The 15857-nt window shown below is 54.8% G+C and carries 16 protein-coding genes; 9 read left to right on the top strand and 7 right to left on the bottom strand.

Annotated elements, in window-relative coordinates; all coding sequences use genetic code 11:
- The 4 genes from ABQ298_03565 to ABQ298_03550 form a co-directional block, all read left to right on the top strand.
- Nucleotides 1-522: NfeD family protein (locus ABQ298_03565; protein ID MEQ9823440.1), on the top strand; the 522-nt coding region annotated here is incomplete at its 5' end.
- Nucleotides 519-995: an NfeD family protein gene (locus ABQ298_03560; GenBank protein ID MEQ9823439.1), complete on the top strand. Its 477-nt coding sequence runs from the start codon at nt 519-521 to the stop codon at nt 993-995. The genes ABQ298_03565 and ABQ298_03560, both read left to right, overlap by 4 nt.
- 60 nt (nt 996-1055) lie before the next feature.
- Nucleotides 1056-2084, top strand: a complete 1029-nt coding sequence (gene floA, locus ABQ298_03555; protein MEQ9823438.1) for a flotillin-like protein FloA — start codon at nt 1056-1058, stop codon at nt 2082-2084.
- Nucleotides 2085-2162: 78 nt separating this feature from the next.
- Nucleotides 2163-2798 (top strand): hypothetical protein, encoded by a 636-nt coding sequence (locus ABQ298_03550; GenBank protein MEQ9823437.1) that lies wholly within the window; start codon nt 2163-2165, stop codon nt 2796-2798.
- 81 nt (nt 2799-2879) lie between these two features.
- Here ABQ298_03550 and ABQ298_03545 read toward each other — a convergent pair whose 3' ends face one another.
- Nucleotides 2880-3701: a helix-turn-helix domain-containing protein gene (locus ABQ298_03545; GenBank protein MEQ9823436.1), complete on the bottom strand. Its 822-nt coding sequence runs from the start codon at nt 3699-3701 to the stop codon at nt 2880-2882.
- 164 nt (nt 3702-3865) lie between these two features.
- Between ABQ298_03545 and ABQ298_03540 the strand changes: the two genes are divergently transcribed.
- Together ABQ298_03540 and ABQ298_03535 are read left to right on the top strand one after the other, a co-directional pair.
- Nucleotides 3866-4378: a hypothetical protein gene (locus ABQ298_03540; protein ID MEQ9823435.1), complete on the top strand. Its 513-nt coding sequence runs from the start codon at nt 3866-3868 to the stop codon at nt 4376-4378.
- A 73-nt stretch (nt 4379-4451) separates the two neighbouring features.
- Complete coding sequence (locus tag ABQ298_03535; GenBank protein MEQ9823434.1) at nt 4452-5321, top strand: peptidyl-prolyl cis-trans isomerase; 870 nt, start codon at nt 4452-4454, stop codon at nt 5319-5321.
- A 132-nt stretch (nt 5322-5453) separates the two neighbouring features.
- Here ABQ298_03535 and ABQ298_03530 read toward each other — a convergent pair whose 3' ends face one another.
- The 4 genes from ABQ298_03530 to ABQ298_03515 form a co-directional block, all read right to left on the bottom strand.
- Nucleotides 5454-8087: a DNA translocase FtsK gene (locus ABQ298_03530; GenBank protein ID MEQ9823433.1), complete on the bottom strand. Its 2634-nt coding sequence runs from the start codon at nt 8085-8087 to the stop codon at nt 5454-5456.
- 104 nt (nt 8088-8191) lie between these two features.
- Nucleotides 8192-8896 (bottom strand): N-acetylmuramoyl-L-alanine amidase, encoded by a 705-nt coding sequence (locus ABQ298_03525; GenBank protein ID MEQ9823432.1) that lies wholly within the window; start codon nt 8894-8896, stop codon nt 8192-8194.
- A gap of 105 nt (nt 8897-9001) precedes the next feature.
- Nucleotides 9002-9841, bottom strand: coding sequence for a 23S rRNA (adenine(2030)-N(6))-methyltransferase RlmJ (gene rlmJ, locus ABQ298_03520; GenBank protein ID MEQ9823431.1), 840 nt, complete (start codon nt 9839-9841; stop codon nt 9002-9004).
- Between the two features lie 209 nt (nt 9842-10050).
- Entirely contained in the window at nt 10051-10488 is a 438-nt protein-coding gene (locus tag ABQ298_03515; GenBank protein ID MEQ9823430.1) for a hypothetical protein, read from the bottom strand.
- Between the two features lie 432 nt (nt 10489-10920).
- Here ABQ298_03515 and ABQ298_03510 point away from each other — a divergent pair, with 432 nt between their 5' ends.
- On the top strand, nt 10921-11181 hold the full coding sequence (locus ABQ298_03510; protein MEQ9823429.1) for a hypothetical protein: 261 nt from the start codon (nt 10921-10923) through the stop codon (nt 11179-11181).
- Nucleotides 11182-11190: 9 nt separating this feature from the next.
- Here ABQ298_03510 and ABQ298_03505 read toward each other — a convergent pair whose 3' ends face one another.
- Nucleotides 11191-11697 (bottom strand): asparaginase, encoded by a 507-nt coding sequence (locus ABQ298_03505; protein ID MEQ9823428.1) that lies wholly within the window; start codon nt 11695-11697, stop codon nt 11191-11193.
- Between the two features lie 74 nt (nt 11698-11771).
- Nucleotides 11772-13700, bottom strand: coding sequence for an ATP-binding cassette domain-containing protein (locus ABQ298_03500; GenBank protein MEQ9823427.1), 1929 nt, complete (start codon nt 13698-13700; stop codon nt 11772-11774).
- A gap of 126 nt (nt 13701-13826) precedes the next feature.
- On the opposite strand from ABQ298_03500, the gene ABQ298_03495 reads away from it, so the two are divergent.
- Together ABQ298_03495 and ABQ298_03490 are read left to right on the top strand one after the other, a co-directional pair.
- The gene (locus tag ABQ298_03495; GenBank protein MEQ9823426.1) at nt 13827-14942 is read left to right on the top strand and encodes an RHS repeat-associated core domain-containing protein; all 1116 of its coding nucleotides are present in this window, start codon (nt 13827-13829) and stop codon (nt 14940-14942) included.
- Between the two features lie 78 nt (nt 14943-15020).
- Complete coding sequence (locus ABQ298_03490; GenBank protein ID MEQ9823425.1) at nt 15021-15479, top strand: hypothetical protein; 459 nt, start codon at nt 15021-15023, stop codon at nt 15477-15479.
- Nucleotides 15480-15857: the final 378 nt, after the last annotated feature.

Below are 15857 nucleotides of genomic sequence, written 5' to 3'. Positions count from 1 at the left end.
GAGTTGTTCATCCTTCCCGGATTTCTCATCTTCGGGTTTCTCGGTATTGCACTGGTTTTGGGTTCCCTGGTTTGGTCGCTTGCGGATTTTTGGCCCAATCCGGATGGCATCGGCTTTGTCGTGGAATGGGATCGAGTGTTGGATGCGGGCACGCTGGTGATCCTCAGCAGTGCGGGAGCATTGCTGGCGTTGGTCCTGCTTTGGAAGACTGCTCCGATCCGGTGGCTCGAATCCAAATTGACAGTTGCGGACAACAGTCCGGCTCCCTCCCCAACGGTGCTCGGCGGAGCGATTCACGCAACCGAGGGAGCGGCGCTGCCCGATATCGGCGCAGAAGGTGTTGTCGAAACCGCGTTGCATCCGTTGGGAAAGGTGAGGATCGGGAATCAGTATTTTGAGGCCAGTGCAGTGCTGGGTTCCATTGCCAAAGGGCAGCGAATTCGTGTGGTGGGCTATCGCTCCTATTCCCTGCTGGTTGAATCTGTTGACGCATCTGACGCAGTGAAGGAGGTCGAAACATGACGGCTGTGGTCGCACTTCTGGTGTTTGCACTGTTGTTTTTCTTTCTGGAGATTTTTGTTCCGGGAGGATTTTTGGCCCTGATCGGACTGGTCTGCATTCTCGGTGCTGCCGCTGCGGCCACATCCACTTATGGATGGGAGATGGGACTGCTGGTTTTTGCCGGAGGCGGGCTGGTAGTGGTGATCATGTTCTTTATCGAAGTGAAGTGGTTGCTCCGTTCCCCGCTTGCCCGAAGGATACAGCATCAGGATGCGATCCGCAGTGCGAGTCTCAAGGCAGTCGAGGTGGAAGCCTATGTGGGACAGGAAGCAGAGGCAGCAACTCCGCTGACTCCGAGCGGACGCATTCGTGTGGATGGAAAGTTACTTGAAGCCAAATCCGAAAATGGATGGGTGGAAGCGGGGGAAAAGGTTGTCATTCTCGATTCGAACGTGTTCCATGTAAGGGTGCATCGAAAAACCCCGGACATCTGAATTCAGGAATTTGATCCATTCGTCTAGATTGTAACCATATTAACCACTGCACATCACACTATGGACCTCAGACTCATCTTAATCGCGGCAGGCGGCATTGTGCTGCTGGTCATGTTCTTCACCATTTCTTCATTCATCAGTGTCTGGCTGAAGGCCCGGTTTTCCGGGGCACCCGTGAGTTTTGGAAACCTCATTGCGATGCGCTGGCTCCGCAAACTGCCACACTCACTCATTGTGGATGCCCGCATTCGTGCCGTGAAAGCAGGTATCGATGTATCGGTGAACGAAATCGAAACGCATTTCATGGCGGGAGGGGAAGTGATCCAGACCGTGCAGGGGTTGATCAATGCCCAGAAAGCGGGCATTGCGCTTGATTGGGATCAGGCCTGCACCATCGACCTCGCGACCAAGGGTACGGAAAAATCCGTGATCGAAGCGGTGCGCACGTCGATCAATCCCAAGGTGATCGACTGTCCCAGCCCCGGCGGTTCACGCAGCACAATTGACGGGGTGGCCAAAGATGGCATTCAGGTAAAGGTGCGCGCGCGGGTGACGGTTCGCTCCAATTTGGAACACTATGTGGGTAGCGCCCAGGAAGAAACCATCATTGCGCGTGTGGGAGAAGGCATCGTGACCACGATCGGTTCGGCAGAGTCCTACAAATGGGTGCTTGAAAATCCCGATTCCATTTCCAAGCGCGTTCTTGAGCGTGGTCTGGATGTCGGCACGGCGTTTGAAATTCTTTCCATTGATATCGCCGATGTGGATGTGGGTGAAAACGTGGGAGCAACCCTGCAGGTTGCGCAGGCACAGGCCAACAAGGACATGGCGCAGGCGCAGGCAGAAATTCGACGGGCAGCAGCTGTGGCACTCGAACAGGAGATGAGTGCAAAAGTCGAAGAAATGCAGGCAAAACTCGTGGAAGCCCAGGCCCAGGTGCCGCTTGCCGTAGCCGACGCGCTGAAATCGGGCAACCTTGGAGTCATGGACTACTTCCGGTTGAACAACATTCAGGCCGATACCAAGATGCGCGAAAATATCGCAAAGGACGATGCTTCGGATGCGGACGGTTACACCACCAAGTCTTGAGTGCATTCGCCTCTGCGGAAGACCGGTGTGCAAGGGAAATCCTTCGCACACCGACAATAACTCCCTGCTTGGCTCGTTATGGAAAATCTGATCGATCTCATCATCCCGATCATCTTCATTGCCACGTTTATTTTGAACGGGCTGTTCAAACCGGACAAGAAGAAGCAGGGAAAGCCTGGTGAGGCATCGAATCCCGAACCGGAAGTTGAAGATCGGGATCCGCTCGCTGAGCTTCGGGAGGAAATACGGCGTCGCATTGAGGCCAATCAAAGGGGCAGTGCGGAAACGGAAGCACCGCGTTCAGAACCCACGTCCGAAGCATCGCGTCCCAGCATGCGCACGGAACCCTCCCCGACTGCACCGCTTCCCCGGAGCTCGTCGGGGTCGTCCGAACGCTTTGATGCTCAGGATCGTGAGGCAGCCGAACGCCTGCGCAAGATGCAGGAGATGCAGGATCAGGTGCGCGCGATGCAAGCGAGAGCTGCACAGGAGCAGAGCAAGGCTGACAGTCTTCGCCAGGGTGATGCGTGGAAGCAAAAGGATGCCTCCACTCGCTCATACCGCCGGTACCAGCGCAGCCGCCTTGTGAAAGAGGTGATGCGGGACTTGCGCGAACCCGGTTCCTCGCGCAAGGCGGTATTGAATGCCGAAATTCTGGGCACGCCTGTGGGGTTGCGTCGTCCCCATCAGTCGCAGTCGCTCTGGGATAACTGATCTCTTGGGCGACAGAAATCACGGCACATTCGGCACAGGGGCATGCGCGAATTGCCCCTCCCCAAGCCTTCAACTGTAGCGTCAGTCGATCAGAAACTGGACTTTCCCTGTTGCTCCCTTGAGGTCAACGGGGATGCCTCCTTTTTCCACGATGAGATTTTCGGCCTTGTCACAGGCGATGGAAATTTCTCCATCCCGGATGAGGGACTTGCGCTCACCGCTCTCGAGGCGGCCCGAGTAGAGGATCTCACGATCCTTGGTTTGTGTCACATAGACATAGACAGGAGCTTTGGCGACCAGTCCGATCAACTCCTCACGCAGCGATTCGACCGCTGCAGCGGGACGGGATTGGGGAGTCGGAGTTTGTCCGGGTTGGGATGCCGACGCCGTTTGGGAATCTTCCGGATCTTCAGCGGTTGGAAAGAACAGAAGCCGGACCGAAAATACAATGGCAAATACCAGGATAACGGCTGCGCCGATGCCCGCCACATAGATCCAGGGGGAGCGGTTGTCGTCATCACTTGCACGGTAGCGCTCGAAGATGCGACTTCCCCCGCTGCGTTCGATGCCCTCTTCGTGTGAGTCGGCGTGGGGAAGCGTGAACTGGCCCAGTGATTTGGTTTCGCGCAGGGATTCCCGGTCTGCCGATACTTCGGAGGAAAATTCGATTTGGGCGTGGCGTTTGTTGAACAATTCGACCATCTCGTCCTGATTGAGTTTGAGGAACTTCGCGTAGAGGCGAACAAATCCGCGCACGTAGACCGTTGGCAACGGGATGTTGAAGGTGTTTTCCTCGATTTCGCCGAGATATTCTGGACGGATGTGAATGATATCCGCCACCTCTTTGAGGGAAAATCCCAAGCGGCTCCGGGCCTCCTGAAGTTGTTGTCCGAGATTGCTCATGTGACTCGATTTACCGGCAAACCGGAGGAACCACCCCGGCAGATTTGAATAAATCCACAATCGTGCTTCCTGTCTAATGGAAAACGCAAAGTGTCAACATTCTTGAGTCGCCTGATGCGGGCGGAACCGTTGAAATCGTTGGCATGCTTCACAGTTGAATTCAAATGTGGAATTCGCACACTGGGGATCGAAACATGAAACAGGGGTATCGATGGTTCTTCGCAAGCTCACGCAACCTGCAGAAGTATGGGTTGTGGTGGTTGTGTTTCCAGGCACTGAGCAGTTCACTTTGGGGCAGTCTCATGATGGAGACGGTACAGCAGGTGTATGGCGAACCGCATGAAATCATTCACGAGATTCTCGGTCGGCCCTGGGTTGAGGTACAGCACCGCTACGATGATTCGCAGGTTTGGATCAGCTGCAACTACGTGGGGCAGCACTGCTTGTGGATTGATTATGGGTTCAAGTCTGGTCCCGCCGACGAAACCCGTGTGTTTGCAGAGCTGGAGCGCATTCTTCCCGGGATGCAGTGGACTCCGGTTGCCCAGCCTGGAAAGATTCGCCGTTGGCTCAACGAGAGCGAGGATCGGGTCACACTGCGGGCGGGAGGATTCACGCTGCATACGAATGAATATATTCGCAATGTGCTTTCCCGTCGGGCACAGTGGCAATTCTAAGTCATGGTATATCCGTGAAATCGGATACACGACCATGTCGCTTTGAAAGGGGTCAAAGAGAGGAGCATTTGTTATGGGATTATGGGTCAATGGAGAAGCAGTATCTGCTGCCAGCATCGAACAGGAAGAACGCCAGTTATTGGCCGAACTCAAGGTCAACGATCCCTCACTTCTGACGGATCGCATGCGCCTTTCGGTGAAGGATCGTGCCCAGTCGAACGTTGTGGATCACCTCTTGTTCAAGCAGGAGGCGGTGAAGTGTGGCATCACTGTGGATGCGGCGGATGTGGAGGCACAGCTGCAGTGGCTTGCAGATCGCAATGGCGGCATGTCAGGGGTTGAAGATTATCTTCGCAGGAATGGGGAATCGGTGGAGGATCTTCGCAAGCACCTGATGCAGCGCTTGCTGGTGGATCGCTGGGTGGAGTCGATACACGCGACTGTGGCTGCGCCCAAGGATCGTCACGCAAAAAAACATTACAAAGAGCATCTGGACTCGTATTTTCAGGAAGAATCCGCTGAGGTTCGGTGGTTTGTGAAGCACTACAAGACCCCGATGCAGCGGCTGAGGGCACGTGATGAAGTGAACAAGGTTGCGGAAGCAGTGCGGGCGGGGAAATCATTCCTGACGCTGGTCAAGCAGCGCTCGGATGAGCCTGCAAATGACGGCTTTTTGGGTAGTGTTCGACGAGGCGAACTTGCTGCCGAATTTGATGCGTTTGTGTTTGCCGCACAACCGCAGGAGATCAGTGATGCAATTGACCGACAAGGCACCTGGTATTTGCTGCGCGTTGAGAATCGTCAGCAAGCGCGGCAACTGGAATTTGAGGAGGTTCGTGAAACCATCCTGCAGCAGCTACATGCGCAGGAGCGGCAGGCCGTTCTCCAAAAACGCATTGCGAAGCTTCGAAGCAAAGCGCGAATGGAACAGAAGGCTTCCTGACGTCGGTTGCGGACATCGCAACTGCAATGGATGCCTACGTCATGGTTGAGTTGGTCACTTGTGAAGCTCAACGCAGATCAGCAGGCAATTGCGCCTATCAGGTGGGGCACCTAAAGCTTGGTTGAATGGGGGCTAAAAATCGTTGAGGTCGGTGAGAATTTCCCTGGGTTGTGAACCGTTGTCAGGGCCGACGATTCCGCGCTCTTCAAGAATTTCCATGATGCGGGCGGCGCGGTTGTATCCGATGCGCAGCCGCCGCTGAAGCATGGAAGTTGAAGCACGTTTGGTGCTGCGCAGCACTTCGATGGCATCGGGCACCATCGCATCGCCCCAGTCCTCAGAATCGGCACTGGTGGTAGGACCCCCATCATCATCGGGATCGCGGTCGATCTGTTTCTGAATATCCTCCAGAATTTCCGGAGGACCATTCACCTTGAGAAACTCCACTATTTCCGCAATTTCCTCGTCGGACACAAATGCCCCCTGGGCACGAATCAGGTGGTGGATTCCGGGTGGAATGAACAGCATGTCCCCACGTCCGATCAGGGTATCCGCTCCACCTCCATCGAGAATGGTGCGACTGTCGACTTTGGAGGCCACCTTGAAGGAAATGCGGCTGGGCAGATTGGCCTTGATGACCCCGGTGATCACGTTCACAGAGGGTCGTTGGGTGGCGATGATCAGATGGATTCCAGCGGCGCGGGCAAGTTGGGCCAGTCGTGCGATGCAGGTTTCGATGTCTGCGGGAGCAACCATCATCAAATCGGCGAGTTCGTCGATGATGCAGACGATGTAGGGCAGTTTCTTTTCGGGAATCTCAAGGGCATCATCGTCCCTGGGAATTTCAATCTGGCTGACAGCGGCACGCTCTTCGGCGGTGAGGTCGGCATCCATGTGTTTTGCCTTTGCCCTGGCCTCCTGGTTTTTCAGGATTTTTGCGTTGAAACCGGCAATGTTGCGCACTCCGGCTTTGGCGAAGATCTGGTAGCGGTTTTCCATCTCGGAAATCAACCATTTCAATGCATTGGGAACGCGCTTGGGATCGGTGACCACCGGGATGAGCATGTGCGGCAGGTCGTTGAAAATCTTCATCTCAACGATCTTGGGATCGACCATGATGAAGCGTACATCCTCAGGGCTGGAGTGGTAGAGCAGGGAGCAGATGACCGCGTTGATGCAGACGGTCTTTCCCGATCCTGTGGAGCCGGCGATGAGAAGGTGGGGCATGCGGGTGAGATCGGTGACCAACGGTTTTCCGCTGACATCTTTGCCCAGAACAATGGGGATTTCCGCCTTGGAAGCGGTCCAGACCCGTGTTTCCAGAATATCGCGTACCCGAACGGATTGGGGGTTGCGGTTGGGTATTTCAATCCCGACACAGCCCTTGCCCGGCACGGGAGCGAGGATGCGCACCGACTGTGCCTGGAGCGCCATGGTGAGGTTTTTCTCGAGAGCAGCGATTTTTTCCACTCGAACTCCGGGAGCGGGATGCAGGTCGTAACGAGTGATGACAGGGCCGATGTGAACCTCACCGAGTTCCACCTTGATCTTAAAATCCTCCAGTGTGCTCCGCAGCCGCTCGGCAACTGCCTGATGGTCGGTTGTGGCGTCTGGCGGCAACTCATCTGAGACCTCAAGCAGCTCGATCGGAGGAAATTTGTATTTGCCACGCTTTTTGGGGGGAACCATGCGGTCGCGCTCTGCTTTTTCGCTTTCAATGATCGTCACTCGGGCGCTTTCCGCAGCAAAAGCAGAGGGTTCGGGAGCGGGAGGTGCAGAGTGGGTTGGGCTTTGCGGGGGGACAGGATCTTCCGGGATCATGCGCGCGTTGGACTTTGGCCTGGTCTTTCCCCGGGTTGCGAGTGGGGACGGCACGGGAATGGGTTTTCCCAAGGCTTCAAGGTAAGCTTCGTTGGGTTTGTTGCTTTCCTCAAACTGAAGTGGGGATTTGAGCGATTCGGGGTCTTCATCCACGATGGATTTGCCGATGAGCGGGCTGAGCCACTTGCGCTTGACCTGCATGGGAGTTGGCAGGGGTTGTTCTTCATCGAGATCGAAGTCTTCAGTGGAACGGGAGCGGTCTGTTTTTATGGGTTTGGTTTTGACGCGCGGGCTTCGTTTGGGAAGGCGAGGCAGCCGAATGCGAATGCGTGCGATCAGGCGTGCGAGTCCGTTGGCGGAATTGCGAAAACTCAGGTAGAGTGCCCCGAGCAGGAGCACTGTCAGGATGATGCCGGAACCGACAGGCCCGATGAATTCACCGAGCAACCCCTGGTGCAATGCATTTCCGATACCTCCTCCCAATCCGTTTGGAACGTAGTCCTCAGGCAAGGAGGAACGCAGTGCTGGCCAGAAATGCAGTTCGGCAAAATCAAAAAATGCAGTTCCGGCAGTCAGCAGCATCCCGGCCCCGATTCCGTGAAGCCAGGTGACCTGATGTGGGCGGCGACGGTAGAGCAAAAATGCAAACTGAAAGAGCAAGAGCGGCAGGAGCCATGCGACAAGACCGATATTGAGCAGGGTCAGGTAGGCGATATCGGCCCCGAGTTTGCCGATCAGATTCAGCGGTCCAAAGTCGGATGTGCGGCGTGCAATCCCCTCAAACCAGCCGGGTTGGTCGGCCCGGTAGTCCAGCGATGCAATCAGGTGCAACAGCCCTGCAACCCACAAGCTGGTCGCCAGCACAGGTTTGGGCTGTTTGAGACGCGGTCCAAAGGAAGTGGTGACCGCTTTGGGAGAGGGTTTTTTCCTGACAGATTTGGGCATACCGATCTAAACAATCGCACAACCTAGTGCGCGCGATGGGCTTTCGCAACCCTTTAGCTTTGTTGGATCAAGGGCAATCCACCAGCTGTAAATATGGGCAAAGGTTACCCAAACTGACGGTGTTTTTGCTGTGTGGGGAAAAAGCGTCCCGGGCAGAGCGTTGGGTTGATCTCTTTGTGTACCAGAAACTTGAAGCGGTTATCGAGCAGGGAACCGCCAAGGTATTCCACCAGCTGGTCAAAGGACTCCATTTGCTTGCGGGTGGGTCTGGATTTTTCGAAGTTGCCCACCAGGCAGATGCCAATGCCGTGGTTGTTGTACTCCCATTTGCTGACGTGTCCGCCGTGCATCTGGTGGGTCCAGCGGGAACCCACTTCGATGGCTCCATCAGGAGACCCTTTGCCGTTTCCAATCACAAAATGATAGGCAAGTCCGTTTTTCATGCCCCGCCGCCGATTGACCTGATCAAAGATTGTAGCGTTTCCCTGCGGTGTGGCACTGTGGTGAGCGACGATGTACTTCCACTTCTTGTGGTTCACCCGAATGCGCTTGGTTTCGCTCAGAACGCTTGCGAGTGCGGATGAGGGTTGGGGAATGATCAGGGTTTGGTCAATGTGAATGAGGCTTCCACGGATGTCGTTTGCCGCCCGGAGTTCTCCAACAGTGACGCCGTATTGTCGCGCAATCGCGCTCAGGGTGTCCCCCTTTCTGACGCGGTAGATGGGGTTGCCCGCAGCTGTCAGCAGCGGTGCTCCCAGCGCGATGCCTGCCAGACTGAATAGGAATTTCCTGCGGTTGATATCAGCCATGGAGCAAATCGTCAGTATTTCGATGGAACACGATGTTGGGAATGGATCAGCTCTGTTTTAAGGGAATCCCCCTGCAGGATTCAAGCTTTTGCTTGAAGAGCCACTTTATGGGATTTCAAACCTGACGTCGAGGGAAGCGGATGGGCCTGCCCCGAGCAGTTGCAACAGCGGTGCCCGGCATTGTTCCAGTTCTGCGGGAAGATCCCATGGGGGCTGGATCACCCACATGCCTGAACCATAGAGACCCGGGCCTGGTTTGCTGACGCCGAATTCCGCGTTGAGCCAGCTGGGGCCACTGACCTGAATGAGGTCTTCTTTCAAATACCGGAACAACTCATTTTCGAGCAGTGGATACCAGACCAGAATGGTCCCTGTGGGGAATTTTACGCGCGCATCGTGAATGGCATCGGCGACGATGCGATAGTCGGTTTTCACCTCGTAGGGCGGGTCGATGAGTGCCAGACCTCTGCGCGAGACTGGTGGAAAGGCCTTGATGAGTCCTCGGAAACCGTCGCGTTTCTGCAGCAGGATCCGGGGGTCCCCTGCAACATGGGTCTGCAGGATGTCGTGATCGGCCTGGTGAAGCTCATGCAACCGCAGGGCATCGTGGGGTCGCATCAGATACTGAGCGATCAATGGGGAACCCGGATAGAATTCAAGCTGCGGGGTGGGATTAAAGTTGAGCACGGTGTGCACATAGTTCCTCAAAAGCGGCGGCAGGTTGTCGGCGTTGGCGGACACCAGTTGAGCAATGCCTGTTTCGGATTCGCGGGTGCGCGCGGCGAAGCCCTGGGTGAGTTCGTAGAGACCAGCCCCTGCGTGGGTATCGATGTAGTGGAATGCCTTCTCCTTTTTGAGAAAGTGACGGATGCAGTGAATCAGCACTGCGTGTTTGAAAACATCAGCGTGGTTGCCTGCGTGAAAGGCGTGGCGGTAGCTCAACATGGTGACGTCAAAGCAGGAGGGTTCCTGTCGGATGGATGAAGATGCGTGCCATCCCCACACAGGTTGCGTGGATTTGCAATGCTTTCCTCAAGCGACTGAAGGACCGTTTTGGGGAGGTTCCCGTCAATCCTTCAGCGAGTCAGTATGACGGTGTGTTGAATCGCGGAAATCCAGAAGCGCGTTGGGTTGCCAAACCCATTGGCAGCGCATCAGGCCATCATCGCGCCCGAGGCACGGGTGCGGGCAGCTTTGAGTTGTTCGATCTGTTCTTGCATCCAGTTTTTGGCATCGCCCAGTTTGGTGAAAATTTCCATCGGTACAGCCTTGCAGTGTTCCTTTTCGAGACGGGCCACGAGATGGGAACGCATCGAATAGGTCACGATGGCAACCGCTTCGGGAGCGTTTTTCATTTTCAGCATCTGATAGACGGCCACCGGATTGGAAACGCCAGCGTGCGTTCGATTGGAGATATAGCCCCAGATTGATGAACCATACACCGATTTGGCAACGGTTGCCATTTTCATGAGGTCGAAGGAGTCGAGTTCAGGATTGTGCCACTCTGCGATGACATAGTCCTCGAAGAAAGTGAAGTCCCCCAAGGGGTTCCTTTCGACGCAAATCGTATCGGACGAGGATTGTGTTGCCATGGTCTGTCTTGTTGGTGTCACACCAGATTGCGAATCAAACTCTCGAAAATTCGCCACTTCGTTGCGGTTCAAAGTTGCGGGATTTCGAAAGTCGGTCATACGACCTTTTCAGCAAATCGGGTGCCAGAGAAAGGAAAGTAGAAAAATTGCCTGTTTTTTCAGTGTAATCCCATGAAGGGTATCTGTCCAATGGTTTTTTGTGAACTTTCTGACTCATTATGATCCCACATGAGGGATATTAGGCAGGGACAACAACCTGGTGTGACGTCATGCTGTAATCACGCTTGATTCTCCACAGGTGCTGCGGATAGTGTGGGCTATCGAGGCAGCGCGTTGGCGATTGATGGGGATCACCCCACTACGCCAGTGATTGCGTTTGCCCCGACCATCACAACGACAAGGAGTCTCCATCGCATCAATCCATCATTTGTCATGAAACGCTATCGAATCGTCGCCAATGCAGACAATGTGTATCGTGTTCAGCGCAGGGTTCGTCTGGGCATCACCCGGTTTTGGGTGTTCGAAAAATACTATGAGGTCAACGACACCTATCCGAAGGTCATCTCCCATCCGGTGGAATTCAAAACCATGGAGGAAGCGCAGGACTACATCGAACGCAAGCTGAAGAAGGTGATCGATCACAAACGCTGGCGCGTGGTGAAGTCCTATTCGGACAACCGTCCTCCCAAGTGAGGAAAGTGGTCAGGTCGTTCTCCGCTCAAAGCAGAGTTGGGTGCGGTTTTTGATCACGCCCGGAAAATTCAGCACCCGGTTGTGCATGACCACATACACGCCGGGTCCCAGTAGCCTCACAGCGAGCAGGGCTTCGGTTACATTTTGCACTGCATCGCTGTCCCGAAATTCGTAGGGACGCATGGCTCCGGTCAAGACAACGGGGATGCGTGCCGGATGAAGGTGATCCACGAGGTATTCTCCCGATTCTGCCAGGGTATCCGTGCCGTGCGTGATCAGAATCGCATCGCTGTATGCCTGGGCATCGAGAACTGCCTGCAGCAGCATCGCGCGGTCTGTTTCGGTCATTTCGAGGGAGTCCTTGTTCATGACTTCAATGTGATCGATATCGATATCGGGCAGGCGCAGCCCCGCGAGGATGCGATCCAGGACCGTATCATAATTGGCGAGCACGCCCTTGTGCTCGTTGTAGGTCTTGTCAATGGTTCCGCCAGTGGTGAGAAGCGTGAGTTTCATGATGGCTCAATGCGAATTTTGAGGGAGTCTGACAGCTGTGCGGGTCAAACGCAAACAACGCTGCGGATCTCAGCTCAGCTTCGCGGTTTTGGGCGGGGTACGGTTTTGTTGGGGTTGGCAGGAATGGCTTCCAGTTCCTCCCAGCGCTGCATCAGCTGCATCAGCTGTGCTTCGATTTGATCGAGTTCCTGTTGAGCGCATCGAATCTGCTTTGGGTCGGAACCGAAGTCAGGCTGGGCCATAGAGTGGATCCACTCCTGCTGTTTCGCTTCGAGGGCTTCGATCTTGCCTGGAATGTCGTCGAGTTCCCATTGTTCACGATTGGTTCGGTAGCGGGGTTTGTCGCTCTTGCGCACATCCTCAGACTTGGGCTTGCTCACAGAGCGTTTCGTCAGGGCAGCATCGTTGCGCAGTGTCTGACGTTCGTATTCGTCATATCCTCCAATGGTTTCCCTGACGACACCGTTGGCTTCCAGGGCAAAGGTCTGAGTGACGACTCGATTGAGAAACTGGCGATCATGGCTCACCAGTAACAGCGTGGCAGGATAATCAAAGAGCAGGTCTTCGAGCAGTTCGAGCGTTTCGAGATCGAGGTCATTGGTCGGTTCATCCATGACCAGGACGTTGGCTTGTCTTGTGAACAGTTTTGCCAGCAGCAGACGGTTGCGTTCGCCGCCGGAGAGAGCACTGACTTTGCCGCGTGCCTGTTCCGGGGTGAACAGAAAATCTCCCAGATAACTGTAGATGTGCCGCTTCTGTTCGCCGATGTGCACAAATTCATCATCAGCTGCCACCACCTGTTTGAGGCTCTGTTCCGGATCAAGCTGTTCACGGTGCTGGTCAAAGTAGACCACATCCAGATTGGTTCCGCGAAGAACCTCGCCGGACTGCGGTTGAAGTTTGCCCAGGAGCAGTTGCAGCAGGGTGGTTTTACCGGATCCATTGGGACCAATGATGCCGATCTTGTCACCTCGCCAGATCGTGGTGCTGAAATCCCGAACGATCTCGCGGGTATCCCAGCGGTAGCACAGGTTTTTGACGGTGAGAATCTTGCGCCCGGAGAGCGTGCCCTGCTGGATTGCAAAATCCGCTTGATCGGGTTGTTCCCTGCGCTGGCTGCGCTGTTCGCGCAACTCATGCAGTGCACGCACGCGTCCCTCGTTTCGGGTTCTTCGGGCCTTGATGCCCTGACGAATCCAGGCCTCCTCTTGCGAGAGTTTTTTGTCAAAAACCGCATTGCGGTGCTGCTCCGCCTCGAGCTGCGCTTCTTTGCGAGAAAGGTAGGTGTCGTAATCTCCTTCAAACGACTGAAGTTTCCCCCGATCCAGTTCGAGGATACGGGTGGCGACCTTTCTCAAAAAGACGCGGTCATGGGTCACAAAGATCAAAGCGGTTCGCAGTCCGACAAGGAAGGATTCGAGCCAGCGAATCGATTCAAAATCGAGGTGATTGGTGGGTTCGTCCAGCATCAGCAGGGTGGGTTCCTTGATGAGTTCCCGGCCCAGAATGACGCGACGTTTCATGCCACCCGAAAGGGCCTCGTAAGGTTGATCAGCGTCAATTTTGAGTTTTTCGAGGATCAACTCGACCCGTCGGTTCAGTTCCCACGCGCCCGCGTGTTCCAGTTCGTGCTGGAGGCGACTGAGTTCCTGCAGCAAAGCCTCGGAGTCACCCTGTTTTTCCTCGAGGGCACGACTCGTGTCGTGGTAGCGTTTTTCGAGGGTAGCGATGGAGCCAAGTCCTTCCAATACAACGTCGAATGCGCGACCGGAAAGGTGTGTTGGGATTTCCTGAGGCAGGTAGGCGAGGGTGAGCCCGGTGCTGCGCTCAAATTGTCCCTCGTCCGGAGCGAGCTGACCACAGAGTATCTTCATCAAGGTTGATTTACCCTGACCATTGCGACCGATCAGTGCAACCCGCTCACCCGGCTGAATCGTGAGCTGTGCTCGGTCCAGCAGGGGGAGTCCTCCATAGGAATGGGTCAATTCGCGTGCAGAAAACATAAAAAAATGGATCGTTCAACTCTCTGGTTCTGCGGGAAATCCCAGTGAGCAGCAATCCGGAAATCCAGAGCAGAGCGTAAAAACAAAAGATGAGGTGTGGCATCAACTCAGTGGGAAATTGTTCTAATGCCGCGCTCCTTTGGTCTTGCGGAGTTGGGTGTCTGGCATAGCCTGATCATCAAGCTCATGCGCTGGATTTCCTCAGAATTTTTTCCTCACGATTCAGGCAATGTGACGCAGCTCGTGCATGCCTCCGACGGCAGCATCGTGGCGAACTACCAATACGATCCGTACGGCAAGACACGTGTTGCGACCGGAAACGGGTACGAATCGATCAATCCCTTCCGCTACCAGACCAAGTTCACCGACAACGACTCGGGACTCATTTACTACGGCTACCGCTACTACTCCCACGGCCTCGGACGCTTCCTAAACCAAGACCCCATCGGGGAGAAGGGTGGGCTGAATTTGTATGCTTTTGTGGGAAATGATCCGGTGAATCAGCGGGAGTTCCTGGGGCTGTCGGTCATCCGCGAAGGCGGCCCTGATGAATACCACTGGTGGCGAGAGGGCCTGAATGCGACAAGCGACGGGAACTCCAACTGGCGCAAAATCCTTACCCACGCCTACAACATGTATTACAACAGTTGGACCGCTGGGCAGAGAAATGATTTTCAGGTGGCGACGCTTGCGGCCTATCATCATCAAGATACGGATCGCCACGATGAGGCATCGTTGGATCAAGCGGTAGGCAAGGCTGTGGATGACGCAGTTGCGCGGTTGAATTCCGAAAACCGTTCACCAATGGCAAGCAAAGTTCGAGATACGATAAAGATTGCGGGTGCGATCTCGAATCTAAGTTCTAATGCGGAGGTGAACTCGAAGCTAAGTCCTGTAAATCAGTCATCTCGGCAAACATTATCAAATCCCGGAAATTATCGAGGAACAACGGTACCACCTTATTGGACCGAACAAACGCCGATGGGAAACGGATGCAATCTGGTGTATCGATGGGAGTCTGTGGTTACCAATATACTGGTTTGGGTCGGAGATTTTGCATACAGTTTTACAAATCAGTATTCGGAATTGATGGGTGTCGAAGTTGTTTGCGATGGATCAACATCCTATCAGCCTAGTGGAGGAAGCCCTTCGTCCGGTGGTGGTTCTGGTGGGAACGGTGGCACGGGTGGTTATAATCCGAATACTCCGCAACAAGAGAGGGGGTGTCCCATTTATTGTTGAAACTGGAGGTGGCTTGATGGGGATTACACAACCTGCCTTGGGCTGTCCAATCGCCTGGCCGATGACTCGCAAGGGCATTTGCAATACCGGCAGTATCTGGAATGGCTGAGCAACAGTGAGAAGGAACAGCAGGAGCTTGGATTTGAGAAGATGACCTGGGGGTGGGCCAAGGGGAGCAAGGAGTTCAAGAAGGATCTGTTGGCAGGAATAGCGATGGAACGGCTCAATCAGGCTCACGAGAAGGATACGAGGGAGTTGAAGGAGGCGCTCTGGCAAAGCGCGGTTGAAAGGTGTATGGAGTTGCTGGGAAAGGATGTATCGGCTTTGGAGCATGCAGCAAAAGGGGCATTGTGGAAAGTTGCGATTGCCTGCTACCTTCGGGAGATGTATCTTACGCCCAACGCGTGGATCGCGACCCACCTCCGGATGGGGGCGGTTTCATCAGTGCAAAGCTGGATCAGTCGCCATCGAAGGGATGCCACCGGCGAAGTGATGCAGGTGTTGGATCAGTTGAGAAATCCTGAAACATTGGACTGACCTTTTTTACATTTTCCAGTGAGCTGAGGATGGGGCGCGAGCTGGAAGCTCCCGCTACGATTGGGAGCAACGGTTTGTAACCGATGTCCCTGTCGTACCGTTCTCACTTAGCGGATATGCCACAGGAGTCAGGAGCAAGTCGAAGAGAGAAGACCAAGCTGAAGGTAGCGGGTGATTCGGAGCGTTCGGTTGTTTTCGCACTCCAACGTGGGTCCGAATTCTTATCCCGACTCGTCGGGACTACGGAGGTGAGAGAATTGAAACCAGGATTTCAAAACACCGTTCGGCAGATGCCGAACTCAATACGCTCTGAAAAATCGGAACTGCAACCCCCCCCGACGAGTCGGAGACACAAAGCCTTTTTGGCGCTGCCCACTT

It is taken from the genome of Puniceicoccaceae bacterium, assembly GCA_040224245.1.
Classification (GTDB): domain Bacteria; phylum Verrucomicrobiota; class Verrucomicrobiia; order Opitutales; family JAFGAQ01; genus JAKSBQ01.
The sequence above is the reverse complement of the archived record's forward strand: the minus strand, read 5'-3'. Positions and strand labels throughout refer to the sequence as shown.